The organism is Streptomyces sp. NPDC050422, assembly GCF_044458665.1.
GTDB lineage: Bacteria > Actinomycetota > Actinomycetes > Streptomycetales > Streptomycetaceae > Streptomyces.
Genome location: NZ_JBITIE010000008.1, coordinates 247982 through 270866, shown reverse-complemented (window position 1 = coordinate 270866; position 22885 = coordinate 247982). Strand labels below are relative to the sequence as shown.

General features: G+C 70.7%; 27 protein-coding genes. 13 read left to right on the top strand and 14 right to left on the bottom strand.

Annotated features, from left to right (window positions below; genetic code table 11):
* Positions 1-23: 23 nt before the first annotated feature.
* Both ACIBJG_RS14780 and mca read right to left on the bottom strand, forming a co-directional pair.
* The gene (locus ACIBJG_RS14780; protein ID WP_399307867.1) at positions 24-260 is read right to left on the bottom strand and encodes a hypothetical protein; all 237 of its coding nucleotides are present in this window, start codon (positions 258-260) and stop codon (positions 24-26) included.
* A 1-nt stretch (position 261) separates the two neighbouring features.
* Positions 262-1143 (bottom strand): mycothiol conjugate amidase Mca, encoded by an 882-nt coding sequence (mca, locus tag ACIBJG_RS14775; protein WP_399307866.1) that lies wholly within the window; start codon positions 1141-1143, stop codon positions 262-264.
* 97 nt (positions 1144-1240) lie between these two features.
* Between mca and ACIBJG_RS14770 the strand changes: the two genes are divergently transcribed.
* The gene (locus ACIBJG_RS14770; protein ID WP_399307865.1) at positions 1241-1651 is read left to right on the top strand and encodes a DUF4307 domain-containing protein; all 411 of its coding nucleotides are present in this window, start codon (positions 1241-1243) and stop codon (positions 1649-1651) included.
* A 189-nt stretch (positions 1652-1840) separates the two neighbouring features.
* Positions 1841-2338: a transcription elongation factor GreA gene (gene greA / locus ACIBJG_RS14765; protein ID WP_399307864.1), complete on the top strand. Its 498-nt coding sequence runs from the start codon at positions 1841-1843 to the stop codon at positions 2336-2338.
* A 57-nt stretch (positions 2339-2395) separates the two neighbouring features.
* Here greA and ACIBJG_RS14760 read toward each other — a convergent pair whose 3' ends face one another.
* From ACIBJG_RS14760 to ilvA, 3 genes are all read right to left on the bottom strand, one after another.
* Positions 2396-3163, bottom strand: a complete 768-nt coding sequence (locus ACIBJG_RS14760; RefSeq protein ID WP_399307966.1) for an ABC transporter permease — start codon at positions 3161-3163, stop codon at positions 2396-2398.
* Between the two features lie 80 nt (positions 3164-3243).
* Complete coding sequence (locus ACIBJG_RS14755) at positions 3244-4248, bottom strand: ATP-binding cassette domain-containing protein (protein ID WP_399307863.1); 1005 nt, start codon at positions 4246-4248, stop codon at positions 3244-3246.
* Positions 4249-4397: 149 nt separating this feature from the next.
* Positions 4398-5627: a threonine ammonia-lyase gene (gene ilvA, locus ACIBJG_RS14750; RefSeq protein WP_399307862.1), complete on the bottom strand. Its 1230-nt coding sequence runs from the start codon at positions 5625-5627 to the stop codon at positions 4398-4400.
* A gap of 156 nt (positions 5628-5783) precedes the next feature.
* Between ilvA and ACIBJG_RS14745 the strand changes: the two genes are divergently transcribed.
* The 6 genes from ACIBJG_RS14745 (at position 5784) to ACIBJG_RS14720 (ending at position 9097) form a co-directional block, all read left to right on the top strand.
* The gene (locus ACIBJG_RS14745) at positions 5784-6314 is read left to right on the top strand and encodes a MarR family winged helix-turn-helix transcriptional regulator (protein WP_399307861.1); all 531 of its coding nucleotides are present in this window, start codon (positions 5784-5786) and stop codon (positions 6312-6314) included.
* A gap of 61 nt (positions 6315-6375) precedes the next feature.
* Complete coding sequence (locus ACIBJG_RS14740) at positions 6376-6870, top strand: sigma factor-like helix-turn-helix DNA-binding protein (RefSeq protein WP_399307965.1); 495 nt, start codon at positions 6376-6378, stop codon at positions 6868-6870.
* A complete protein-coding gene (locus tag ACIBJG_RS14735) occupies positions 6867-7121 on the top strand; it encodes a hypothetical protein (RefSeq protein WP_399307860.1) in 255 nt (84 codons plus the stop codon). The genes ACIBJG_RS14740 and ACIBJG_RS14735 overlap by 4 nt, the downstream gene beginning before the upstream one ends.
* 154 nt (positions 7122-7275) lie before the next feature.
* Complete coding sequence (locus tag ACIBJG_RS14730) at positions 7276-7683, top strand: YciI family protein (protein ID WP_399307859.1); 408 nt, start codon at positions 7276-7278, stop codon at positions 7681-7683.
* Between the two features lie 8 nt (positions 7684-7691).
* Positions 7692-8837, top strand: coding sequence for an RNA polymerase sigma factor (locus ACIBJG_RS14725; protein ID WP_399307964.1), 1146 nt, complete (start codon positions 7692-7694; stop codon positions 8835-8837).
* A gap of 68 nt (positions 8838-8905) precedes the next feature.
* A complete protein-coding gene (locus tag ACIBJG_RS14720) occupies positions 8906-9097 on the top strand; it encodes a DUF1059 domain-containing protein (RefSeq protein WP_356325505.1) in 192 nt (63 codons plus the stop codon).
* A 193-nt stretch (positions 9098-9290) separates the two neighbouring features.
* Here ACIBJG_RS14720 and ACIBJG_RS14715 read toward each other — a convergent pair whose 3' ends face one another.
* Entirely contained in the window at positions 9291-10436 is a 1146-nt protein-coding gene (locus tag ACIBJG_RS14715; RefSeq protein WP_399307858.1) for a cystathionine gamma-synthase, read from the bottom strand.
* A 68-nt stretch (positions 10437-10504) separates the two neighbouring features.
* Here ACIBJG_RS14715 and ACIBJG_RS14710 point away from each other — a divergent pair, with 68 nt between their 5' ends.
* The 3 genes from ACIBJG_RS14710 to ACIBJG_RS14700 all read left to right on the top strand — a co-directional run bounded on the left by ACIBJG_RS14710 (position 10505) and on the right by ACIBJG_RS14700 (position 12301).
* A complete protein-coding gene (locus ACIBJG_RS14710) occupies positions 10505-11608 on the top strand; it encodes a hypothetical protein (RefSeq protein ID WP_399307857.1) in 1104 nt (367 codons plus the stop codon).
* Positions 11609-11731: 123 nt separating this feature from the next.
* Entirely contained in the window at positions 11732-11854 is a 123-nt protein-coding gene (locus ACIBJG_RS14705; RefSeq protein WP_399307856.1) for a hypothetical protein, read from the top strand.
* 45 nt (positions 11855-11899) lie between these two features.
* The gene (locus ACIBJG_RS14700; protein ID WP_399307855.1) at positions 11900-12301 is read left to right on the top strand and encodes a YrdB family protein; all 402 of its coding nucleotides are present in this window, start codon (positions 11900-11902) and stop codon (positions 12299-12301) included.
* A gap of 66 nt (positions 12302-12367) precedes the next feature.
* Here ACIBJG_RS14700 and gdhA read toward each other — a convergent pair whose 3' ends face one another.
* Both gdhA and ACIBJG_RS14690 read right to left on the bottom strand, forming a co-directional pair.
* On the bottom strand, positions 12368-13741 hold the full coding sequence (gdhA, locus tag ACIBJG_RS14695) for an NADP-specific glutamate dehydrogenase (protein WP_399307854.1): 1374 nt from the start codon (positions 13739-13741) through the stop codon (positions 12368-12370).
* A gap of 339 nt (positions 13742-14080) precedes the next feature.
* A complete protein-coding gene (locus ACIBJG_RS14690) occupies positions 14081-14251 on the bottom strand; it encodes a hypothetical protein (RefSeq protein WP_399307853.1) in 171 nt (56 codons plus the stop codon).
* A 366-nt stretch (positions 14252-14617) separates the two neighbouring features.
* Here ACIBJG_RS14690 and ACIBJG_RS14685 point away from each other — a divergent pair, with 366 nt between their 5' ends.
* Complete coding sequence (locus ACIBJG_RS14685; RefSeq protein ID WP_399307963.1) at positions 14618-15082, top strand: RDD family protein; 465 nt, start codon at positions 14618-14620, stop codon at positions 15080-15082.
* Positions 15083-15138: 56 nt separating this feature from the next.
* On the opposite strand, the gene ACIBJG_RS14680 is transcribed toward ACIBJG_RS14685, so the two are convergent.
* From ACIBJG_RS14680 to ACIBJG_RS14665, 4 genes are all read right to left on the bottom strand, one after another.
* Complete coding sequence (locus ACIBJG_RS14680; protein WP_399307852.1) at positions 15139-15822, bottom strand: ABC transporter ATP-binding protein; 684 nt, start codon at positions 15820-15822, stop codon at positions 15139-15141.
* Between the two features lie 123 nt (positions 15823-15945).
* Positions 15946-17397, bottom strand: coding sequence for an ABC transporter permease (locus tag ACIBJG_RS14675; protein ID WP_399307851.1), 1452 nt, complete (start codon positions 17395-17397; stop codon positions 15946-15948).
* 144 nt (positions 17398-17541) lie between these two features.
* On the bottom strand, positions 17542-18810 hold the full coding sequence (locus tag ACIBJG_RS14670; protein ID WP_399307850.1) for an Ig-like domain-containing protein: 1269 nt from the start codon (positions 18808-18810) through the stop codon (positions 17542-17544).
* A gap of 286 nt (positions 18811-19096) precedes the next feature.
* Positions 19097-19489 carry a hypothetical protein gene (locus ACIBJG_RS14665; protein ID WP_399307849.1) on the bottom strand — a complete coding sequence of 131 codons (393 nt, stop codon included), beginning with the start codon at positions 19487-19489 and terminating at the stop codon, positions 19097-19099.
* A 184-nt stretch (positions 19490-19673) separates the two neighbouring features.
* Between ACIBJG_RS14665 and ACIBJG_RS14660 the strand changes: the two genes are divergently transcribed.
* Positions 19674-19955 carry a hypothetical protein gene (locus tag ACIBJG_RS14660; RefSeq protein WP_399307848.1) on the top strand — a complete coding sequence of 94 codons (282 nt, stop codon included), beginning with the start codon at positions 19674-19676 and terminating at the stop codon, positions 19953-19955.
* A gap of 67 nt (positions 19956-20022) precedes the next feature.
* On the opposite strand, the gene hutH is transcribed toward ACIBJG_RS14660, so the two are convergent.
* Together hutH and ACIBJG_RS14650 are read right to left on the bottom strand one after the other, a co-directional pair.
* The gene (gene hutH, locus ACIBJG_RS14655) at positions 20023-21573 is read right to left on the bottom strand and encodes a histidine ammonia-lyase (RefSeq protein WP_399307847.1); all 1551 of its coding nucleotides are present in this window, start codon (positions 21571-21573) and stop codon (positions 20023-20025) included.
* A 35-nt stretch (positions 21574-21608) separates the two neighbouring features.
* The gene (locus tag ACIBJG_RS14650) at positions 21609-22832 is read right to left on the bottom strand and encodes a diguanylate cyclase domain-containing protein (RefSeq protein ID WP_399307846.1); all 1224 of its coding nucleotides are present in this window, start codon (positions 22830-22832) and stop codon (positions 21609-21611) included.
* Positions 22833-22885: the final 53 nt, after the last annotated feature.

Sequence of the window (22885 nt, the reverse complement as noted above, 5' to 3'; positions counted from 1 at the left end):
GTACCACCCCGCCCCGCCTCCTGCTACTTCCGCTTCGCGGAACCCGCAGGCTGCGCCACGCCTTCTGCGGTGGCGGCCGGATCGGGTGCCTCCTCGAAGTCGACCTTGCCCATGTGCCGGTTCATGGACTTCATCAGCAGCCACACGCCCACGGCGAGCGCTGCGAAGACGATGAAGCCGAGGACCCCGGGGGTCACCTTGTTCTTGTCCAGTTCCTCGGCGAGCGGGACGAGGTGCGTCAGTGCCTGAGTCGCGTACATATCAGGCATTGTCGCGGATGCCCGCGAAGAGGTCGCTCTCGGGGAGGGAGGTATCGACGAGAGACTTCGCCAGCTCGTACTCCTCGGTCGGCCAGACCTCCCGCTGGATGTCCATCGGAACCCGGAACCAGCCGCCCTCCGGGTCGATCTGCGTCGCGTGCGCGATCAGCGCCTTGTCGCGGATCTCATAGAAGTCCGCGCACGGAACATGCGTGGTCAGCGTGCGTTCGGCGCGCTCGAACTCCTTCCAGCGCTCCAGCCAGTCCCCGTACGGCGACTCCAGGCCGCGAGCCAGCAGCGCCTCGTGCAGGGCGACCGTGCGCGGCTTGTTGAAGCCCTGGTTGTAGTAGAGCTTCTGCGGCGTCCAGGCGGGACCGAACTCCGCCTCGGGGAACTTCTCGGTGTCCGCCGCCCCCTCGAAGGCGATCATCGAGATCGTGTGGGTCATGATGTGGTCGGGGTGCGGGTAGCCCCCGTTCTCGTCGTACGTGGTGATGACCTGCGGCCGGAACGCGCGGATCTTCGCGACGAGGCGCCCGGCGGCGACGGTCTCGTCCTCCAGCGCGAAGCAGCCCTCGGGCAGCGGCGGCAGCGGGTCGCCCTCGGGCAGACCCGAGTCGACGAAGCCGAGCCACTCCTGCTTGACGCCCAGGATCGCCCGGGCCTCGTCCATCTCCTTCTTGCGCACCTCGTGGATGTTCTCCTCGATGTACGCGTCGCCCTGGAGTTTCGGGTTGAGGATGGAGCCGCGCTCGCCTCCCGTGCAGGTCACGACCAGCACGTCCACCCCCTCGGACACATACTTGGCCATGGTGGCCGCGCCCTTGCTCGACTCGTCGTCGGGGTGGGCGTGTACGGCCATCAGTCGAAGCTGCTCAGTCAAGACTCGATCCTCAGTGATTGGTCGCGAAGTGCAACTTCTATAGTGACCGAACCGGGGGGTGGAAAATTCCTCGATCTCCGGTACGGGAGGAACGATCATGACGGCGGTGCGCGAGGCGCTTCCCGAGAACCGTTACGGCCGCTCGGCGGACCAACGCGCGGACCGCAAGCTCAAGATCATCGGCTCGGTCCTCGGCGTCGTCCTGCTGGGCGTTATCGGCTGGATCGGTTTCGGCTATGTGAGCGGCCAGGGCCTCAGCGCCGAGATGATCAAGTTCAAGGTCGTCTCGGACGACCGCGTAGAGGTGCACCTGGAGGTCCGCAAGGACCGGGACGCCAAGGGCTACTGCACGCTCCGCTCGCTGAGCGAGGACAGTTCGGAGGTGGCCCGCAAGGACTTCCGCTTCGACGAGGACACCGACCGGATCGACCAGGTCCTCACGCTGCGTACGACGTCCAGGGCGACCGCCGTCGAGTTGCTGGGGTGCACGGGCGACGACGGGGCGTAGCGTTGACCGCCGCACGGGTGACGTGAGCGACTCCTAGCGGCTCTGACCTGCGGTTCGACACTCTCGACCGTTTACCTCCTCCCCCTTTCTCCGGCGAATTGTTAGGCTCGTGGTTTCGCCCACCCGTGGAAGCGCATGCTTCGGGGTAGGGCGATGCTTTGTATTCCCAGTACCGACGAGGAGCACCCTGTGACCCAGACCAGCGAAAACGTCACCTGGCTCACGCCGGAGGCGTACAGCCAGCTCAAGGCCGAGCTGGAGCACCTGTCTGGTCCCGCGCGCACGGAGATCGCCGTCAAGATCGCGGCGGCCCGTGAGGAAGGCGACCTGCGCGAGAACGGCGGGTACCACGCGGCCAAGGAGGAGCAGGGCAAGATGGAGCTCCGGGTGCGCCAGCTGACCCAGCTCCTGGAGCACGCGAAGGTCGGCGAGGCACCGGCCGACGACGGCGTGGTCGAGCCCGGCATGGTCGTGACGATCGCCTTCGACGGCGATGACGACGACACGACGACCTTCCTCCTGGCCTCCCGCGAGTATGCGAGCGCGGACATCGAGACCTACTCGCCGCAGTCCCCGCTGGGCGTGGGAGTGAACGGCAAGCGGATGGGCGAGAGCGCGGACTACGAGCTGCCGAACGGCAAGACCGCCACGGTCAAGATCCTTTCGGCGAAGCCGTACTCCGGCTGATCCCGCACACTCCATGAGAGAGCCCCGGCCGCATGCGGCCGGGGCTCAGTGCTGTGCTCAGACGGTGACCGAGCGGTACTTGCGGACCGCCAGGGTCCGGAAGACCACGACGATCAGTACGGACCAGATCAGCGAGGCCCAGACGGGATGCTGCATCGGCCAGGCGTCGGACGTCGAGACGCCCGGGTTCCCGAAGAGCACCCGGCACGCCTGGACGGTCGCGCTGAACGGGTTCCAGTCGGCGATCGGCTGGAGCCAGCCCGCCATCTGGCTGGAGTCCACGAAGGCGTTGGAGATGAACGTCACCGGGAACAGCCAGATCAGCCCGCCCGAGGTGGCCGCCTCGGGGGTGCGGACGGACAGGCCGATCAGCGCGCCGATCCAGGAGAAGGCGTATCCGAGCAGCAGGAGCAGTCCGAAGGCGCCCAGTGCCTTGGGAACGCCCTCGTGGATGCGCCAGCCGACGAGCAGGGCGACGATCGTGAGCACCAGCACGGTGAACGTGGTCTGGACGAGGTCGGCCAGCGTGCGGCCGGTGAGCACCGCACCGCGCGCCATGGGCAGCGAGCGGAACCGGTCGACGAGCCCCTTGTGCATGTCGTCGGCGATCCCGGCGCCCGCCCCGGCCGTGGCAAAGGTGACGGTCTGCGCGAAGATCCCGGCCATCAGGAAGTTCCGGTAGACGACGGGGTCCGTCGATCCGCCGATGTTCATGGAGCCGCCGAAGACGTAACTGAACAGCACCACGAACATGATGGGCTGAATGAGCCCGAAAAGGACCACTTCGGGAATCCTGGTCATGCGGATCAGGTTCCGACGGGCCATGACAAGCGAATCGCGGGCGGACTGACCGATGCCGCCGGCGCCGCGGGGCGCGGGCGGTGCGGTCGTCCCGGCAACGGCACTCACTTCTCTGCCTCCGTCCTGGCGGCGGTCGCCGCGTCCGTCCCGTTCTCGTCGGTCTTCTCCTGCTCGGCCGCGTGGCCGGTGAGGGAGATGAACACGTCGTCGAGGGTGGGGCGGCGCAGCCCGATGTCGTCGATCTCCACGCCGCGGGCGTCGAGGTCGCGGATGACCTCGGCGAGCAGCTTGGCGCCGCCGTTGACCGGAACGGTCAGTTTGCGCATGTGCGGTACGACGGCGACCTCGCCCTTGCCCAGGTGGGCGAGGACCTCGCGGGCCGGGTCGATCTGGTCGCGCTGCTGGACGACGACCTCGACGCGTTCGCCGCCGGTGCGGGCCTTGAGCTGGTCGGAGGTGCCGCGGGCGATGACGAGGCCGTGGTCGATCACGCAGATGTCGTGGGCGAGGCGGTCGGCCTCCTCCAGGTACTGCGTGGTGAGCAGCAGGGTCGTGCCGCCGGCGACGAGTTCCTCGATGACGTCCCAGAGCTGCTGCCGGTTGCGGGGGTCGAGGCCGGTGGTCGGCTCGTCCATGAACATGACCGGCGGGGAGACGACGAGCGCCGCCGCGAGGTCGAGGCGGCGGCGCATGCCGCCGGAGTAGGTCTTGGCGGTGCGGTCGGCCGCGTCGGCGAGGTTGAAGCGCTCCAGGAGTTCCGTCGCCCGGGCCTTCGCATCGCGGGACGACATCTGGTAGAGCTGGCCGACCATCCGCAGGTTCTCGCGGCCGGTCAGGTATTCGTCGACGGCGGCGAACTGGCCGGAGAGCCCGATCGAGCGCCGCACCTCGTTGGGTTTCTTCAGTACGTCGATGCCCGCGACGAAGGCGCTGCCGCTGTCGGGTCTGAGCAGCGTCGTCAGGACGCGTACGGCGGTCGTCTTGCCGGCCCCGTTGGGGCCGAGAAGTCCGAGGACGGTGCCTTGCGGCACGTCGAGGTCGACGCCGCCGAGTGCAGTGACGTCGCCGAACGTCTTCACCAGACCTTCGGCGTAGATGGCACCTGGCATACGGGATTCCCCCAGTGCGTTCGGGTGACTTCCTCACAGATCCTAGATTTGCCCGGGTTTCCGCGCCCGGTGAACACACGCGTGGAACGCCTGTACGCCACCGGCAGGGCGCAGGCACAGTATCGCGATACATCGCGACCTACAAGAGGTCAGCCCACCACGAGATAGCCCGCCCCGCGCAGCGCCGCCGCGACCTCCTCGCAGTGCTCCGGGCCCTTGGTCTCCAGGTGCAGTTCCACCTCTGCCTCGGTGAGGCCGAGCCGGGGGTCGGTGCGCACATGGCTGACGTCCAGGACGTTGGCGTCGGCCACCGAAAGCACGCCCAGCATGGCCGCCAGCGCGCCGGGGCGGTCCGTCAGACGCAGCCGCAGGCTCAGATATCGGCCGGCCGCCGACATTCCGTGGGTCAGGATGCGCTGCATCAGCAGCGGGTCCACGTTGCCGCCGGACAGCAGCGCCACCACCGGTCCGCGGAACGACTTCGGGTCGCTGAGCAGTGCGGCCACCGGGCTCGCCCCGGCCGGCTCCACCACCATCTTCGCCCGCTCCAGGCAGAGCAGCAGGGCGCTGGACAGCTCGTCCTCGGAGACCGTACGGACCTCGTCGACCAGCTCCTGGACCAGGCCGAACGGCACGTCGCCGGGGCGTCCCACCTTGATGCCGTCCGCCATCGTCTGGAGCGTGTCGATCGACACGGGGTGGCCGGCGGCCAGCGACGGCGGGTAACAGGCGGCGCCGGCCGCCTGCACACCGATGATCCGCACGTCGGGCCGGACCGCCTTCACCGCCACGGCGACCCCCGCCGCGAGACCGCCGCCGCCGATGCCCACGACGATGGTGCGCACCTCCGGGCACTGGTCCAGGATCTCCAGGCCGACCGTGCCCTGTCCCGCGATGATGTCCGGGTGGTCGAAGGGGTGGATGAAGACCGCGCCGGTCTCGTGCGCGTACTCCTGCGCCGCTGCGAGCGTCTCGTCGACGACGTGGCCGTGCAGCCGCACCTGCGCCCCGTACTCACGGGTCGCGGCGACCTTGGGCAGCGGCGCCCCGACCGGCATGAAGACCGTGGAGCGTACGCCGAGCAGCGCAGACGCGAGCGCTACACCCTGCGCATGGTTTCCGGCGCTCGCGGCGACGACTCCGGCGGCCCGTTCGACCGGGGAGAGGCCCGAGATACGTACGTACGCGCCCCGCAGTTTGAAGGAACCGGTCCGCTGCAGGTTCTCGCACTTGAACCGGACGGGAGCGCCGACCAGCGCCGACAGATGGCGGCTGCCCTCCAGCGGGGTGACCTTGGCGACCCCGGAGAGCATCTTCTGCGCCCCCCGGACGTCATCGAGGATCAGCGGGGGAAAACGGCCGGGCGGCGGGAAGTTCATACCGCAAGTCTTGCAGGTGAAAAGGCTTGCGCCCGCTGCTGACGGTCCCCTCATGCGCCGATGTCCGCAGGTTTGTGCGGCACTGGTACGCGTTGCCCCGGGGCCGCGTACTCTGTCCCCCACCCATCCGACACCGCACGAAGAGAGCTCCCGGCCATGCCCCCTCAGGACATGACGACTGCCGCGTCTCCTTCCGGGGGCGCCACCCCGGAGAACCGGGGTCACGACCACCTTCTCGACGCTCTGCAGCACCAGGTGGCGGTCTTCGCCCGGCGTGCCGAGCAGACCCGCCTCGGCGGCGTCGGCCAGGTGCGCAATTCCATGGACCGGGCCGCGTACCTGCTGCTCAACCGGCTGGACCGGGAAGGCCCCATGGGCGTCAAGGCACTGGCCGCCGGAATGGGGATCGACTCCTCGACGGTGACCCGACAGGTCGCACCGCTCGTGGACACCGGTCTCGTCAAGCGCACTTCGCATCCGGAGGACGGCCGTGCGGTCGTGCTCCAGCTGTCCCCGCGCGGCCAGGCGCGGCTGGAGGAGGTCCGGGCGTCGCGGCGCGAGTTGATGTCCCAGGTGACGGACGAGTGGTCCGAGGACGAACGGGACACGTTCTGCGCACTGCTCACCCGCTTCAACGGTGCCCTGGCCGCGCGGCAGGCCGCGCACCAGACGCCGTCTGCGGGATAAGCGCTGCCCCACCGGCCCCTGGGGGTTGACCCGGGGCCCGCCGAGCGCTCCGATGGACCTCGTGCGAGAGCGCCATGAGGTCCGACTGCGGCGCCGTGCCCAGGAGTTCGATGCCTTCGTGGCGGGCGCGGCGGGCCGGCTGCTGCATGCCGCCACCCTGCTCACGGCCGAGCCCGCTGATCCGCCCGGGGCCAACGTGCGTGCGCAGCGGCTGCTGACGGCCGCGCTGTCCGGGACGTACGCGGACTGGGACAGGCTGCACGGCGAGGATCCGTACGACCGCACCCGGCAGGACCTGGCCACCCGGTTCGCCCGGGAGGCATGGCGCCATCACCGTCCGTGCGGCGGGCTGCTGGACCGGCTGACGCCGCAGGAACGCCTCGTCCTGGTGCTGCGGCTGTACGAGGGTGTCCCGGAGGAGCAGACGGCGGCGCTGCTCGGGGTGCCGGTGGACCGGATCCGCGCGGTGTGCAACCGCTCGGTGGCCACGATGCGCGGGACCAGGAGTCCGACGGTGCGCCGGGGGCCCGCTCCGCCGCTGGGGGCCGCGCAGTGAGCGGTATCGGGCGCAAGGAGGACGAGGTCCGGCGGATGCTGGAGACCTGCCCCCGTCCACAGGTGCCCGCCGGGCTGGCGGCGCGGGCGGCGGAGCGCGGGGCCCGGCTGCTGCGTCGCCGGCGGGTGCTGCACCGGTTGTGGCTGGTGACGGCTGCCGCAGCGGTCGTGGCGTTCACGGTGTGGGCGGTGGTGGTCCAGCCCTGGCAGGTGCCGCCCGCCGAGACGACGCCGCCGCTGGACGGCTGGTAGGGCGGCGGACCCGGACTTCACGGGACGACTCCCCTACGCTCGTCCACGAACTCGGAAAAATAGTTCGGACGGCGATGTCGAGAACCGGTGACCGGCTCCGTCCCCGGGGTGAACGCGACCACAACGGGTCGCACGAACACCAAGGAGAACCATCATGGCCAAGTACCTGCTGCTGAAGCACTACCGCGGCGCCCCGGCCCCGGTCAACGACGTGCGCATGGACCAGTGGACGCCGGAGGAGATCTCGGCCCACATGCAGTACATGAACGACTTCGCGGCCCGGCTGGAGAAGACGGGCGAGTTCGTCGACGGCCAGGCGCTCGCCCCCGAAGGGGCGTGGGTCCGCTACGACGGCGAGGGGCGCCCGCCGGTCACCGACGGACCGTTCGCTGAGACGAAGGACCTCATCGCCGGCTGGATGATCATCGACGTCGACAGCTACGAGCGCGCCGTCGAGCTGACCGGGGAACTGTCCGCCGCACCGGGCGCGGGCGGCAGGCCGATCCACGAGTGGCTGGAGCTGCGCCCGTTCCTGACCGAGCCGCCCACCATCTCCGAGTGACGCCACCGGTGGACGAGGTCCTGCTCAGGAGCCTCACGCCGGGCGTGCTCGCCGTCCTCGTCCGCCGCGGAGCCGACTTCGCGGCGGCCGAGGACGCCGTGCAGGACGCCCTGGTCGAGGCGCTCCGGGTGTGGGAGGCCGACCCCCCGCGGGATGCCAAGGGCTGGCTGGTCACCGTGGCCTGGCGCAGGTTCCTCGACGCGACGCGCGCCGACACCGCGCGCCGCCGCCGCGAGGACCGGGTCGAGGAGGAGCCGGTGCCCGGGCCGGCGCCCGCGGGGGACGACACGCTCCAGCTCTACTTCCTCTGCGCCCACCCGTCGCTGACCCCGGCATCGGCGGTCGCTCTCACGCTGCGCGCGGTCGGCGGGCTGACCACGCGCCAGATCGCCGCGGCCTACCTGGTGCCCGAGGCGACCATGGCGCAGCGCATCAGCCGGGCGAAGCGCACCGTCTCCGGCGAGCGCTTCGAACGGCCCGGCGACGTCGCCACCGTGCTGCGGGTCCTCTATCTGGTCTTCAACGAGGGCTACTCCGGTGACGTCGACCTGGCCGCCGAGGCCATCCGGCTCACCCGGCAGCTCGCGGCCGCCGTCGACCACCCCGAGGTGGCGGGGCTGCTCGCCCTCATGCTGCTCCACCACGCCCGGCGTGCCGCCCGGACCGCGTCCGACGGCAGCCTGGTGCCGCTCGCCGAGCAGGACCGGGGCCGGTGGGACACCGCGTCGATCGCCGAGGGCGTCGGGATCCTGCAGGCGGCGCTCGCCCGCGACCGGCTGGGCGAGTTCCAGGCCCAGGCCGCCGTCGCGGCGCTCCACGCCGACGCGCCCGCCGCCGAGGAGACCGACTGGGTGCAGATCGTCGAGTGGTACGACGAGCTCGCGCGCCTGACGGACAGCCCGGTCGTCCTGCTCAACCGCGCGGTGGCCGTCGGGGAGGCCGACGGGCCGCGCGCCGGCCTGGCGGCGCTCGCGGAGCTGGACGCCTCGCTGCCGCGCCACACCGCGGTGGCGGCGTACCTCCACGAGCGCGACGGCGATCCGGGGACGGCGGCACGGCTGTACGCGGAGGCGGCCCACCGGGCCCCCAACCTCGCGGAGCGGGATCACCTGACGCGCCAGGCCGCCCGGCTCAACGCACGCCGCGGTCGCTGAGGGATCGCTGACGGGTCGCGCGGGACCGCCCGTTCTATCCTGGAGGGGCATCGGCCGAGGAGGCTGTGATGACCAGGAAGATCGCCGACTGCCGCAAGTATCCGAGTGTGTCGAACTGCTCGCTGACCATTTCCGGCGAGGAGGAAGAAGTCGTGCGGGCCGCGACCGAGCACGCGGTCTCCGTCCATGAGCACACCGACAGTCCTGAGCTGCGGGAGCAGGTCAGGGCCTCGCTGGAGGACGAGAAGGCCTCGGTCTGAGGACGGGAAGGTCTCCGCCCGTCTCGGTCTGAGGACGGGAAGGTCTCCGCCCGAGGGCGGGAAGAACGAGGGCGGGACCGGTTCCTCCGGCCCCGCCCCTGATGTGATCACGTACGGGAGTCAGCCGCTCGCGTACGGGAGTCAGCTGCTGTGATCGCGTACGGGAGTCAGCTGCTGTGATCGCGTACGCGCATCAGCCGAGCGCCTGTGTCAGGTCGGCCACCAGGTCGTCGCCGTTCTCGATGCCGACGGAGAGCCGGACCAGGTCGGCCGGGACCTCCAGCGGGGATCCGGCCGTGGAGGCGTGCGTCATCCTGCCCGGGTGCTCCAGCAGCGACTCGACGCCGCCGAGCGACTCACCGAGCGTGAAGAGCTTCGCGCGGTTGCAGACCTCGACGGCCGCCTCCTCGCCGCCCTGGACCCGGAAGGACACCATCCCGCCGAACGCCTTCATCTGCTTGGCGGCGATCTCGTGCCCCTGGTGGTCGGGCAGCCCGGGGTAGAGGACCTGGGTGACCTTGGGGTGGCGGGTCAGCAGGTCGGTGACCTTGGTGGCGTTCTCGCTGTGCCGGTCCATCCGGACGGCGAGGGTCTTGATGCCGCGCAGCACCAGCCAGGCGTCGAACGGACCGGCGACGGCGCCCATCGCGTTCTGGTGGTACGCCAACTCCTCCGACAGGTCGGGGTCGTTGGCGATCAGGGCGCCGCCGACGACGTCCGAGTGGCCGCCCATGTACTTGGTGGTGGAGTGGACCACGACATCGGCGCCCAGGGCGAGGGGCTGCTGGAGGTAGGGGCTGGCGAAGGTGTTGTCGACGACCAGCCGTGCACCGGCGGCGCGGGCGACACCGGCGACGGCCGCGATGTCGGTGATGCCGAGCAGCGGGTTGGAGGGGGTCTCCACCCAGATCGCCTTGGTACGCGGGGTGATCGCCGCCCGTACCGCCGCCACGTCCGAGGTGTCGGCGACCGAGAACTCCACGCCCCAGCGCGAGGCGACCTTCGCGAACAGCCGGAACGTGCCGCCGTAGGCGTCGTTCGGGATGACCACGTGGTCCCCCGGCGTCAGCAGCGTACGGAGCAGGCAGTCCTCGGCGGCGAGGCCGGACGCGAAGGCGAGCCCGCGGCGGCCGCCCTCCAGGGCCGCGAGGTTCTCCTCCAGCGCAGTGCGCGTGGGGTTGGCGCTGCGGCTGTACTCGTAGCCGCCGCGCAGTCCGCCCACGCCGTCCTGCTTGTACGTGGACACCTGGTAAATGGGCGGAACAACGGCGCCGGTGAGGGGATCGGCGGTGTTTCCCGCATGGATCGCGAGAGTCTCGAAGCTGTGCTGGTCGCTCATGGGACCCGAGCGTAGTCCGCTGCCGAGGGCGCTCACGGAGCACCGGGCCGTCCGGTGACAATGGAGGCATGGAGATTCTGTTGTTCCTGCTCGCGCTGTGCGTTCTCGCCGCGGTCCTCGGCCCCTACCTGCGCCGGCGCCGCAACGGCATCCAGTTGGCGGCGCCCGGCTCCCCCGACGCCGCCGATCCGCAGAACTACGGCTTCGCGCTCCAGGAGGAGCTGGACATCCGGACGCCGGGCCCGGACCAGGATCTCCTCGACGTGCTGGAGGTCGTCCAGCACACCCAGGAGTGGCGGGCCGCTTCCCAGCTGCTGTCCGGGACGCCGAAGGACGGCGAGGTGCGGTGGCAGCGGGTGCAGGCGTTCGCCGGGGCCGCGTCGCTGGAGCTGATGCGGCGGCCGGGCGAGGGCGGGGCGTGGCTGCGCAAGTGGCGGGCCGAGTCGCCGAAGGACGCGGGCGGTGCGGCCGTGCACGCGGAGTTCCTGGTCCAGCAGGCCTGGCGTTCGTCGACGGCCGGTACGGACGACTTCCGGATCATTCTGGAGGAGGCCCGTACGGTGGTCGGCGAGGCGGCCCTGCTGGCGCCGGGCGACCCCGTGCCGTACATCGTGGAGCTGGCTGTCGCCCGTGGACTCGGATACTCCGCCGAGGAGTTCGACCAGCTCTGGGTGAAGATCATCGACCGGGCGCCGGCTCACATGGGCGCGCACATCGCGGCGCTGCACTTCTGGTGCGAGAAGTGGCACGGCTCGCGCGAGGAGGCCGACCGCTTCGCGACGGCGGCCGCGGCCCGCGCCCCGCAGGGTTCACTGCTGGCCGCGCTGCCGCTGTTCGCGGTGTACGAGCACCTGCCCGAGGTCAATCTGGTGCAGGGGTTCTACCGGAGTCTGGTGGTGACGAAGGCGGTCGAGGGGGCGATGTTCGCGGTCCACGCGGCCCGCGCCGACGATCCGATGCTCGCGCACGTCCGCCACCTCCTGGTGCTGTTCCTGGTCCGGATGGAGCGCTGGTCCGAGGCGATGAACCAGTTGGTCCACATCGACGGGTTCGTGGGCGCGCTGCCGTGGACGGAGAACTCCGACCCGGCCGCCGAGTACACCGTGTACCGGGCCCTGGCGGTGGCCGGCTACGAGGCGAACGGCGGCGACCCGGCGACGCTGCTGCGGTAGCCGGGGGCTCCCGCGGCCGCCACTGTGCGACCGTGGGGCTGCGTACCCCCCGTTTCCCCGACTGTCTCCACAAACCACTGACCACTCCCACGAACCACTCCCACGACAAGGACCGGTGTTCCCGTGGCACGCCTGATACCCCTGATCATGATCGGCCTCGGCCTCTACTTCTGGTTCAAGGCCCGCAAGCGAGCCGCCGCCTACGTCGAGGACGCCGAGTCCGACACGGGCACGCCCCGCCGCTGAGCCGCTACCCTCGCTGCGACGTGATCGGCGAGGGGTGGGGGCACCATGCACGACGACCGTACGGACGGACCGGCGATCCCATCGTGGAGCGGCCGCCCCTGGTGGGCGGCCAACGAGGTTCTGGCGTTCCTCGTGGAACTGGCGGCGCTGGCCTGCCTGTTCCGCTGGGGGTTCGGTCTCGGCGACGGCCTGGCCGTCCAACTGCTGCTGGGGACCTGCGTACTGGCGGTCGCCATCGCCCTGTGGGGGCTGTTCGCCGCGCCCCGCGCCCGGATCAGGCTGCCACTCGCCGGCGTACTCGTGGTCAAGGCCGTGGTGCTCGGTGGCGGTGCCTTCGCGCTGTACGCGGTGGGCCACCCGGTGGCGGCCGCGGTCCTGGCGGTCGTGGTGGTGGTGAACACGGGCCTGGCCGAGACGTTCCGGCGCGGGCCGAAGCCGGCGGAGTAGGCGGAGTAGGCGCGGGCCCGGGACGCCGATGCGTCCCGGGCCCGTGTCAGTACGCCTGGAGGCCGGTCAGATCAGGCCCTGCGCCAGCATCGCGTCCGCGACCAGTTCGAAGCCGGCGATGTTCGCGCCGACCACGTAGTTGCCGGGGCTGCCGTAGCGCTCCGCCGTGGTGAAGCAGGAGTCGTGGATGTGGCGCATGATCTCCGCGAGCCGCTCCTCGGTGTGGGCGAACGTCCAGGAGTCGCGCGAGGCGTTCTGCTGCATCTCCAGGGCGCTGGTGGCCACCCCGCCCGCGTTGGCCGCCTTGCCGGGGGCGAAGGCCACACCGGCGTCCTGGAAGACGCGGACGGCCTCGGGGGTGGTGGGCATGTTGGCGCCCTCGGCGACCGCCTTCACGCCGTTGCGGACGAGGGCGAGCGCGTCGGCCTCGTGGAGTTCGTTCTGCGTGGCGCAGGGCAGGGCCACGTCGCAGGGAACGTTCCAGACACCGGTGCCGGGCACGAAGACGGCCTCGGGCCGGCGCTCCGCGTACTCGGAGACGCGGCCGCGTCCGGCCTCCTTGATCTCCTTGAGCAGGGCGAGGTCGATGCCCTTCTCGTCCACGACGTAGCCGTCGGAGTCGGAGCAGGTCACCACCGTGGCGCCGAGCTGCTGGGCCTTCTCGATCGCGTAGATCGCGACGTTGCCCGAGCCGGAGACGACGATGCGCTGACCGTCCAGGGATTCGCCGCGGCTGCGGAGCATTTCGGCGGTGAACAGGACGCAGCCGTAACCGGTCGCCTCCGTACGCACCAGGGCGCCGCCCCAGCCGAGACCCTTGCCCGTGAGGACTCCGGACTCGTAGCGGTTGGTGATGCGCTTGTACTGGCCGAAGAGGTAGCCGATCTCGCGGCCGCCCACGCCGATGTCACCGGCGGGGACGTCGGTGTACTCGCCGAGGTGGCGGTGGAGCTCGGTCATGAACGACTGGCAGAACCGCATGATCTCGGCGTCCGAGCGGCCCTTCGGGTCGAAGTCGGAGCCGCCCTTGCCGCCTCCGATGGGCATGCCGGTGAGGGCGTTCTTGAAGATCTGCTCGAAGCCGAGGAACTTCACGATGCCGAGGTTGACCGAGGGGTGGAAGCGCAGCCCGCCCTTGTACGGGCCGAGCGAGCTGGAGAACTCGACCCGGAATCCGCGGTTGACGTGGATGTCGCCGGAGTCGTCCGACCACGGCACACGGAAGATGAGCTGGCGCTCCGGCTCGCATATGCGCTCGATGATCCGGGCGTCCACGAACTCCGGCCGCTGGGCCAGCACCGGGCCGAGCGTCTCCAGGACTTCCCGGACGGCCTGGTGGAACTCCTGCTCGCCCCGGTTGCGGCGGAGGATCTCCGCGTACAGCGGCTCGATGACGCGGTCGGCGACGTGCGGCGTTACGGAGTCAGGGGTGGCCGGCATCTGATCAAGACCTTCCATGGATCGGCTCATGCGCGAAGGCGCCCCCGTCCCGAGGGGCACCAGGTCCCCCCTCGCCGTTGAGGGCGTCGCCCGACATCACGCATACCGTGCTCACGAAAGCGACGTACAGGACCGTTGTGGCGCATCGAGTGTCCCAGTGGGACGACGGAATGCTCCACGGGCATCCACATGGTGATCCCCTCACACCTTGCGCGGGAAGGCCGCGAGCGCCCGGCACCAGGCCGGTTCCGGGCAGAATTGGCCGGGTTGCGGCGGGGTCGTACATCATCCGAAGTGGTGAAGCTCACAAGGGCGTGCGGGTGGCTGTGAGGTCGGTCCTCAGTTCTCGCGCGGGCTGCGCAGCATCCACAGACCCGCCGCCGACGCGAGGACGACCACGCCCGCCACGACGCTCAGAGCGATGTTCAGCCCTCCCCGGTCCACCAGGAAGTTCAGCGAGACGTTCGCGACGAGCGCGACGAGGAGCGCGGTCCGGAGCAGCGGCTTCACGGGGTTCCTCCGAGGTGGGGGCGGGAGAGCCGGACCCCTGTCCGGCGGCTTCCTTCACCCTCCCAGCGGACGGGCTCCGGTACGAGGGCACGGCCTCCCGGACCCATGGTGTAGCGGGCTACACCATGGGCCGGCCCGGCCCGATCCACGAAGGTGTGCCGTCCGGGCCCGCGGTGACGGGCTATCAGACATGATTCCGTCATGACGACATCACGGGGGAACCGCAGCGACCGCGATCCTCATCCTCCTTACAGACCACCGCCGTTGGCTGCAGGCCCCCTGCTCGGATACGGGCAGCCGGGGCCCTCCTACGTGCCCGGCCGCCCGGAGCGGCCCGCGTCCGGCACACCGCCCCGGGCAGGCGAGATGCGCCGCTACCTCGCGGTGGGGCTCGACTGCTACCTCTGCCTGGTCGCAAGCGGCTTACTGGTCCGGCCGTACGCGGACTCGACGACCGTTCCCGGGGTCGTCGGACTGCTGCTCGGGCCGGTGCTCGTCCTCTCGTTCCTCAATCAGGTGGTGCTCACCGCGGTCGTCGGCGCGGCCGCGGGGAAGCTGATCATGGGGATACGGGTGGTGAGCCTGCCGGACGTGGGGCGCCCCGGCCCCGGGCGGCTGGTGCGGCGCTGGCTGTACGGGCTGTGCTGGCTGCCGCTGCGGCCCTGGTACGGGCTGCGCCCCCGTCCGGCCGGGTCCGGTGAGGCGGGCGTCCAGGGGCCTCGGACGGGCTGCGAGGAGGGAGCCACGTACGGCGACCCGTACGGACTGCGCCAGGTCCGCCGCACCGACCTGGCGGCGCACCGCCGGGCCGCCGCCGGCCGGGCGGGCTGAGCCGGCGGATCCGCCGTACGGATCCGCCGGCCCGGGAGGACCGGAGTGTCGCCGGGTCAGGCCGCGGCGTTCTCCGTGATGGTGACCTTGCCCTTGCGGATGGTCGCCAGGCGCGGGGCCCTGCGGGCGATCGCGCTGTCGTGGGTGACCATGATGAAGGTGAGTCCGTGCTCCTTCCACATGGCCTCCAGCACCTCCATGATCTCGTCGCGCATGGACTCGTCGAGGTTGCCGGTGGGCTCGTCGGCGAGCAGCACCTTGGGCTGCTTGACCAGGGCCCTGGCTATCGCCACGCGCTGCTGCTGGCCGCCGGACATCTCGCCGGGCAGATGGCCCAGGCGTTCGCCGAGGCCGACCGAGTCGAGCGCCTCGGCCGCTCTTCTGCGCCGTTCGGACGCCTTGCCGCCGAGCGGGACGAGGGCGGTCTCGACGTTCTCCTGTGCGGTGAGCGTCGGGATGAGGTTGAAGCTCTGGAAGACGAAGCCGATGTTCTCGGCGCGCACCTTGGTGAGCTTGGCCTCGCTGAGCTTCGCGAGGTCCACCCCGTCGAGTTCGACGCTGCCGGCCGTGGGGCGGTCCAGGCCGCCGAGCATCTGGAGCAGCGTGGACTTGCCGCCGCCGGTGGGGCCCTGGATGACGAGGCGGCCGCCGTCCTCGATGGTCAGGTCGACGCCGGCGAGGGCGTGGACGGTGGACTTGCCGCGCGTGTAGCGCTTGGTGACGCCTTGAAGCGTGTACATGGGCCAACTCCTGCTGGACGGTGATCGCGGGTCCCGGGCGACCGCTCCGGGTATCGCTGCGGGGATCGCGGATCGCTGGGGAGGGGGTACGGGAGGCCCGGTCGCCGGGCCGTCCCGTGCGGGCTACTCGACGCGGCGCAGCGCGTCCGCGGGGCGCAGCCGCGAGGCGCGCCAGCCGCCGAAGGCGCCCGCGATCAGCCCGCCCGCGACGGCCAGGCCGACGGCGATGAGGATGATCGAGAGGGAGACGGGTGCGGTCAGCGCGATGTCGAGCGCCTTGGACGCGGTCTGACGGCCGCCGCCCATCATGCCGCCGCGCCCCGCGCCGCCGCCCGTGGAGCCGAGTTGGGCGGTGAGGGTGGGGCTGACGGCGGTGACGGCGTACGCGCCGGCGAGGCCGATCGCGATGCCGAGGACGCCGCCCATCAGGCCGTTGACGAGCGCTTCGCCGATGACCTGGCGGGTGACCCGGCCGCTCTTCCAGCCGAGCGCCTTGAGCGTGCCGAACTCCCGTACGCGGCGGCTGACCGCGGAGGAGGTGAGCAGCCCTGCCACCAGGAAGGCGGCGATGAGCACGGCGATGGAGAGCCACTTGCCGACGCTGGAGGCGAGGTCGGACGCGGTGGACAGGGAGCCGGACACAGTGTCCGCGAGGTCGGCGGAGGTGGTGACCGTGGTGCCGGAGATGTTCTTCTGGATCGCGGCCTTGACGCTGTCGATCGCCTGCGAGTCCGCGGCCTTGACGTAGACCGTGGTGACCTTGTCCTTCGCGTCGGCGAGGGTCTGGGCCTGCTGGAGCGGGATGTAGAGGTTGGCGGCCGCGTCACCGCTGTCGGCCGTGGAGACGCCGACGATCGTGAACTTGGTGCCGTGGATGGTCACCGTCTTGCCGGCCGAGAGCTTCTTCTCCTTGGCGTAGGCGGCGTCGACGACGGCCACCTTCGCGTTGGTCTCGGTCGTCCTGAACGTACGTCCGGCGGTGATCTTCGACGAGGTGAGCGGGCCGAGGTCCTGCTTGGTGACGTCGGTGCCGTACACCGTGTAGGAGTTGACGTCGAAGGAGGCGCCGCCGCCCTGGACCTCGCCCTGCGGCTGACTGCTGCCGCCGCCGGGGCCGCCGCGGCCGCTGCCCTGGGTCGTGCCGCCCTCCTGCTTGAACTCACCGCGCTTGAACTGGCCGTCGACCTTCATGACGGTCATGCTCAGCCCGCCGACGGCGTCGGCGACGCCGGTCTGCCCGTCCACCTTGCCGACCGTGGTGGAGGCGAGCGTCTGGAAGCCCTGGACCATGACGCGGTCCGTGCTCTGCGTCGCGTCGTCGCCGCTGTCCTTGGCGTCGAACTCGAACTTGGGGCGTTCCGTGGTGGAACCCGGAGCTGCGGCGGCCTTGGTGACGGTCATGTCCGTACCGAGGCCGTACAGCGATTCCAGGACCTTGTCCTGGGCCTTGCTCATGCCCGAGGAGACCGAGCTGACGATGATGACCAGCGCAATGCCGAGGGCGAGCCCCGAGGCGACGACGAGCGCCGCCTTTCTGCGGCGGCGCAGCTCGCGCCGGAGGTAGGTGAAGAACATGGCGTGAGGCTAGGGACCGCTTGTGATGGTGGGTTAAGGCCACGATGAGAGCGGGATGAGAACAGCCCCGTACGCCGAAGGCGGCGGCACCGGGATTCCGGTGCCGCCGCCTTCGGCGTACGGGGCTGCGCGGGGTCGGCCGGCTCAGGCGGTGGAGCCCGCCGTCCACTGGGCCCAGCTCATGTTCCAGCCGTTGAGGCCGTTGTCGGGCTTGATGGTCGCGTCCGGGGAGTTCTTGACGATGACCACGTCGCCGATCATGGAGTTGTTGTAGAACCAGGCGGCGGGGGCGTTGGGGTCACCGGCCCCCTTGACGTCGGCGAGACCGACGCAGCCGTGGCTGGTGTTGGCGCTGCCGAACATCGACTTGGCGCCCCAGTAGTTGCCGTGGATGAAGGTGCCCGACGTGGACAGCCGCATGGCGTGCGGCACGTCCTTGATGTCGTACTCGCCCTTGCCGTCGTCGTCGGTGAAGCCGACCGTCGAGCCGTCCATCCGGGTCTCCTTGAACTTCTCGGAGATCACCATCTGACCGTTGTACGTCGGGTTGTCCGCCGAACCGGCCGAGATCGGGATGGACTTGATCGTCTTGCCGTTCTGGGTGACGGTCATCGTGCGCGTCTTGACGTCCACGGTCGAGACCTGGTTGCGTCCGATCTTGAAGGTGACCGTCTTCTGCTGCACGCCGTAGACGCCGTCCGCGCCCTCGACGCCGTCCAGGGCCAGCTTCAGCGTGACGGTGGAGCCGCCCGTCCAGTAGTCCTCGGGGCGCAGGTCCAGGCGCTGGGCGTTGAACCAGTGGCCGGCGACCTCCTGGCCGCTGCTGGACGTCACGGTGATGCCGGCCTGGACGGCCTTCTGGTCCGTGATCGGCTTGTTGAAGTTGATCGAGACGGGCATGCCGACACCGACGGTGGAGCCGTCCTCGGGGGTGAAGTTCCCGATGAAGCTGTTGGCGGGCGAGACGGTGGTGAAGGAGGAGTTCTCGTGAGCCTCGCGGCCCTTCGAGTCCTGCGCCGTCGCGTTGATCTTGTATGTGGTCGAGCGCTCCAGCTGGGCGTCCGGCTTCCAGGTCGTGCCGTCGGCGGACAGGGTGCCCTTGACGCTCGCACCGGCCGCCGTGGTCATCGTGACGACGGTCAGCTTGCCCTTGGTCACGGTGACCTTGGCGGCGTTGTTGATGCTCGCGTTGGTCGAGCCGTTCTTCGGCGAGATCGCTATCTGCGCCTCGGAGGCCTCCTCGGCCGCCGCCTTGTCGACCTCGGCCGCCTGTGACTTCTTCGAGCTGTCCGGGCTTGCGCCGCTGGCTCCGCCGTCGCTGCAGGCCGTAAGCACCAGCACGCCGCCGAGCAGTGCGGACGCGGCCATAAGGCCCTTGCGCCGTTTGCTGTCCGTCATCACACGCTTCTCCATCGTTGCCGAAATCCCCAAAAACCCCGAGGCAGGCCGTTGACCGGCGATACCCGTCAATGTTCCAAGAACACCCTGAATGGGTGCCCCGTTCCACATCTGCCTCAGATGTGGGGAACAACACTCATCGACGCGGTGGTGACAGCCATGGTTCCCGCTGTTCATCACCTGTGTGTCCGCCGGCACACGACCCGGTTGTACAGCACACCCGCGGTCCGGATCCACCGGCCGCTCGCGCGCACCGGCCCCGGCCCGCCGGGAGCGGGCCGGGGCCGGTGTTTTCCCGTGGTCAGGCCCGCCGCTCCGTGCTGCCGTTCCTGTCGCTCTTCTCCCCATTGTGCGGGACGCCAAAAGCGCTCTCGTCGCCGTCGTCCTCTTCGTCGTCCGCTTCACCGTCCTCGTCCTGGCCGTCATCGAGGTCCCATCCGTCCGGGTCCTCCGGGTCGTAGTCGATGGTCTCGCTGCTCCAGGACGCCTGGGTCAGCTCGACCCCGGGCACCTCGCTGACCAGGTCGAACGGGTCGATCAGGGAGGCGAGAGCCTCCGCACCGTCTTCCCGTACCGCGGTCTCGGCATGCGTGCGTTCCTCGGCGGACTCACCGCCGGGCTCTCCGTACTCCGCCGCGAGGCTTTCCAGCGCGGTCCCGCTCAGGGCGTCGGCATCCGTGATCTCCAACACCATTTCGACACGAAGGCGAACGAATCGTGATGACTCAGAAGTGCTCATGAGGTGGAGCGTAAGGCGACCGGCCGCCATGGCTTTCCCACGACCCGCTGCGTTCATTAGCATCGGTGCAACAGGCCCGAGGGGACCCGGCATTCGGGGAGCCCTCTCCCTTACGGCTGTCCCAAGGGGGATCGATTCCGTGGCCATCACCCACCGCCCGCTCCTGACCGCCACCGCTGCGGGAACACTGCTGTGTGCCCTGTGGTTCGTCCCGTCCGCCAACGCGGGCGATGCGGCCACCGCGCCGGGCACAGCCGGCCACAGCGCCGCCACCGGCGGTTCGGACACGGAGTCCACCACGCTCGCCGACACCGGGATCGACACGACGCCGTACCTCCTCGGCGGCATGACGTTCCTGGGCGTCGGCGCCGGTTTCGTCGCCCATTCGAGCCGTCGCGGAGGTCCGCAGCCGGCCTTGTGACCGAGCCGCATACGCGGGAGCGGCCACCGGGTCCGCCCGGTGGCCGCTCCCGCGTGTACGACGGTGGTCAGGCCAGCGGCCCCGTGACCGGCTCGACCGCGGAGACGAGCCTGCCCGCCCGGACGAACGCGTCCGCCGCGGCCAGGTCCGGCGACAGGAAGCGGTCCGGGCCGGGGCCCTCGACGCCCGCCGCCCGCAGCGCCTCGATGGCGGCGAGCGAGGCGGGGGCCGGGGTCAGGCCCTGCGCGGCGCGCAGTTCGACGGCGCGGGTCGCCGCGTACAGCTCGACGGCGACGATCCGGGCGAGGTTGTCGACGGCGGTACGGAGCTTGCGCGCGGCCGACCAGCCCATCGAGACGTGGTCCTCCTGCATCGCGGAGGACGGGATCGAGTCTGCGGAGGCGGGCACGGCGAGCCGCTTCATCTCGCTGACCAGGGCGGCCTGGGTGTACTGGGCGATCATCAGGCCCGAGTCGACACCCGGGTCGTCGGCGAGGAACGGCGGCAGGCCGTGCGAACGGTTCTTGTCCAGCAGCCGGTCGGTACGTCGCTCGGCGATCGAGCCGAGGTCGGCGGCGACGATCGCCAGGAAGTCCAGGACGTACGCGACCGGCGCCCCGTGGAAGTTGCCGTTGGACTCGACCCTGCCGTCGGGAAGCACGACGGGGTTGTCGACGGAGGAGGCCAGCTCGCGGTCGGCGACGGTCGCGGCGTATGCGAGGGTGTCGCGGCCCGCACCGTTGACCTGCGGCGCGCAGCGCACGGAGTAGGCGTCCTGGACGCGCGGCGCGTCGTCCTGATGGTGGCCGGTGAGGCCGGAACCGGCGAGCATCCGCAGCATGTTGTCCGCGCTGGCGCCCTGGCCGGGGTGCGGGCGGATGGCGTGCAGCTCGGGGGCGAGGACCTTGTCCGTGCCGAGCAGGGCCTCCAGGGAGAGGGCCGCGGTGATGTCGGCCGAGGTGTAGAGGCTGCGCAGGTCGGCGAGGGCCATCACGAGCATGCCGAGCATGCCGTCGGTGCCGTTGAGGAGGGCGAGGCCCTCCTTCTCGCGCAGCTCGACCGGGGTGATGCCGTGGGCGGCGAGGAGCTCGCCCGCGGGGCGCACGGTCCCGTCGGGGCCCTCTGCGTCGCCCTCGCCCATCAGGGTCAGGGCGCAGTGCGAGAGCGGCGCCAGGTCGCCGGAGCAGCCGAGGGATCCGTACTCGTGAACGACGGGCGTGATCCCGGCGTTGAGTACGTCCGCCATGGTCTGGGCGACCTCGGGCCGCACCCCCGTGTGACCGGAGGCGACCGTCTTCAGCCGGAGGAACATCAGCGCCCTGACGACCTCGCGCTCGACCCGCGGGCCCATGCCGGCGGCGTGCGAGCGGACGATGTTGCGCTGGAGCTGAGCGCGGAGCTCCGGGCTGATGTGGCGGCTGGCCAGTGCGCCGAATCCGGTGGAGACGCCGTAGACCGGCTCGGGTTTGGCGGCGAGCGCGTCCACGATCTCGCGGGCGGCGGCCAGGGCGCTCACCGCGGCGGCGGAGAGCTCGACACGGGCGTTGCCCCGGGCCACGGCGACGACGTCCTGAGCGGTGGTACCGGACGTCCCCACCACGACTGTATGCATATCCATATTCAGAAGCGTACGGACTGAAACCCTTCATGTCACTAGTGGTCGTCGGGTTGACCCCTTACCTCGTCCGTCACCTCGGGGACCGCTCCCCGCAGCCGGCGACGGTCGTGGGCGGATTTGGGCGGGGAGTCGGCCAGCCGGATGACCTCGCCGTCCCGCCCGGCCACCACCGGCTTCCTGGAGCGGGCCGCCTTCGCCCGGTACTGGGCCGCGTCCGCGAGCCGGAAGAGCCGCCGCGCGGAGACCACCGGGCCGATCGGGTCCCCCGTGGACGCGATCCCGCAGGCGACCCCGTTGCCGAACTCCAGCTCGGCGGCGCGCTCACAGAGCTCCGTGGCCACCGCGATCACCTCGTCCGCCCCGGGCCCCAGGGCCAGCAGACAGAACTCGTCCCCGCCGAGCCGGGCCGCCAGCGCACCGGGCAACATGGCGCCGCACCGGGACAGCACGGAGCCGAAACGTTCCAGCAGCCGGTCACCGACGGCATGCCCATGCGTGTCGTTGACCCATTTGAGGCCATTGAGATCGCAGACGACGAGGCTCACCACCGAACCGTCCTCCCGGTGCCGCTCCACCGCCTCGTCCAGCCGCATGTCGACGGCCCGCCGGTTGGCGAGGCCGGTCAGCGGATCGGTGAACGCGAGCTTGCGCACCTCCTCCAGGCGCTCCGTCTGGGAGATCCCCGCAGCCACGACGGCGGCCAGCACCGTGGCGAAGTCCGCGTCCCGGCGGCCGAACACCGGCTCCCCCACCCGCCGCGCCACATAGAGCTCACCCCAGGCCCGCCCGTGCAGAACGATCGGCGCGACCACGCAGCAGCCACGCCCGCGCCGGCGCAGGGCCGTCACCCGCTGATGGCAGTAGCCGTGCGCACCGGCCACATCCGCGCCACCCGCGCCCGTGCCCGCACCCCCGGGCTCGGGCTCCACCGGGCCGTCGGCGGTCTCCACCCAGGCGTCCGGCTCACCGCCCCCGGCCCACCGTTCGTGCAGGAACTCGGTGATCTCCGGGAACTGGTGCACCGGGTACGCCTCCTCGTCGGGGAACTCCTCCTCCCCCACGGCCCGCTCGCCCGCGTTGACCAGTACCCGCAGCCGCCCGCGCCCGCGCTCCCAGACCGACAACGCGGCAAAGCTGCCGCCCAGCGCCTCGCACGCCCCCAGCGCGGCCGCTCGCCAGCACCCCCGCGGGGTGTGCGCCGCCGCCATCGCCTGCGCAAGCGAAACCACGGCCCGCAGCCGCGCATCGTCACCACCCATCGCACCAGCTTATGTAGATTTGCGATGATTTGATCAATTTGCGGCACTATTTA

Bases quoted from the DNA above. Each gene is read 5' to 3' on its own strand.
- ACIBJG_RS14780 (WP_399307867.1), bottom strand. From the start codon at position 260: ATGTACGCGACTCAGGCACTGACGCACCTCGTCCCGCTCGCCGAGGAA.
- ACIBJG_RS14770 (WP_399307865.1), top strand. From the start codon at position 1,241: ATGACGGCGGTGCGCGAGGCGCTTCCCGAGAACCGTTACGGCCGCTCG.
- ACIBJG_RS14760 (WP_399307966.1), bottom strand. From the start codon at position 3,163: ATGGCCCGTCGGAACCTGATCCGCATGACCAGGATTCCCGAAGTGGTC.
- ACIBJG_RS14755 (WP_399307863.1), bottom strand. From the start codon at position 4,248: ATGCCAGGTGCCATCTACGCCGAAGGTCTGGTGAAGACGTTCGGCGAC.
- ilvA (WP_399307862.1), bottom strand. From the start codon at position 5,627: ATGAACTTCCCGCCGCCCGGCCGTTTTCCCCCGCTGATCCTCGATGAC.
- ACIBJG_RS14745 (WP_399307861.1), top strand. From the start codon at position 5,784: ATGCCCCCTCAGGACATGACGACTGCCGCGTCTCCTTCCGGGGGCGCC.
- ACIBJG_RS14730 (WP_399307859.1), top strand. From the start codon at position 7,276: ATGGCCAAGTACCTGCTGCTGAAGCACTACCGCGGCGCCCCGGCCCCG.
- ACIBJG_RS14720 (WP_356325505.1), top strand. From the start codon at position 8,906: ATGACCAGGAAGATCGCCGACTGCCGCAAGTATCCGAGTGTGTCGAAC.
- ACIBJG_RS14715 (WP_399307858.1), bottom strand. From the start codon at position 10,436: ATGAGCGACCAGCACAGCTTCGAGACTCTCGCGATCCATGCGGGAAAC.
- ACIBJG_RS14710 (WP_399307857.1), top strand. From the start codon at position 10,505: ATGGAGATTCTGTTGTTCCTGCTCGCGCTGTGCGTTCTCGCCGCGGTC.
- ACIBJG_RS14700 (WP_399307855.1), top strand. From the start codon at position 11,900: ATGCACGACGACCGTACGGACGGACCGGCGATCCCATCGTGGAGCGGC.
- gdhA (WP_399307854.1), bottom strand. From the start codon at position 13,741: ATGCCGGCCACCCCTGACTCCGTAACGCCGCACGTCGCCGACCGCGTC.
- ACIBJG_RS14685 (WP_399307963.1), top strand. From the start codon at position 14,618: ATGCGCCGCTACCTCGCGGTGGGGCTCGACTGCTACCTCTGCCTGGTC.
- ACIBJG_RS14680 (WP_399307852.1), bottom strand. From the start codon at position 15,822: ATGTACACGCTTCAAGGCGTCACCAAGCGCTACACGCGCGGCAAGTCC.
- ACIBJG_RS14675 (WP_399307851.1), bottom strand. From the start codon at position 17,397: ATGTTCTTCACCTACCTCCGGCGCGAGCTGCGCCGCCGCAGAAAGGCG.
- ACIBJG_RS14670 (WP_399307850.1), bottom strand. From the start codon at position 18,810: ATGGAGAAGCGTGTGATGACGGACAGCAAACGGCGCAAGGGCCTTATG.
- ACIBJG_RS14665 (WP_399307849.1), bottom strand. From the start codon at position 19,489: ATGGTGTTGGAGATCACGGATGCCGACGCCCTGAGCGGGACCGCGCTG.
- hutH (WP_399307847.1), bottom strand. From the start codon at position 21,573: ATGGATATGCATACAGTCGTGGTGGGGACGTCCGGTACCACCGCTCAG.
- ACIBJG_RS14650 (WP_399307846.1), bottom strand. From the start codon at position 22,832: ATGGGTGGTGACGATGCGCGGCTGCGGGCCGTGGTTTCGCTTGCGCAG.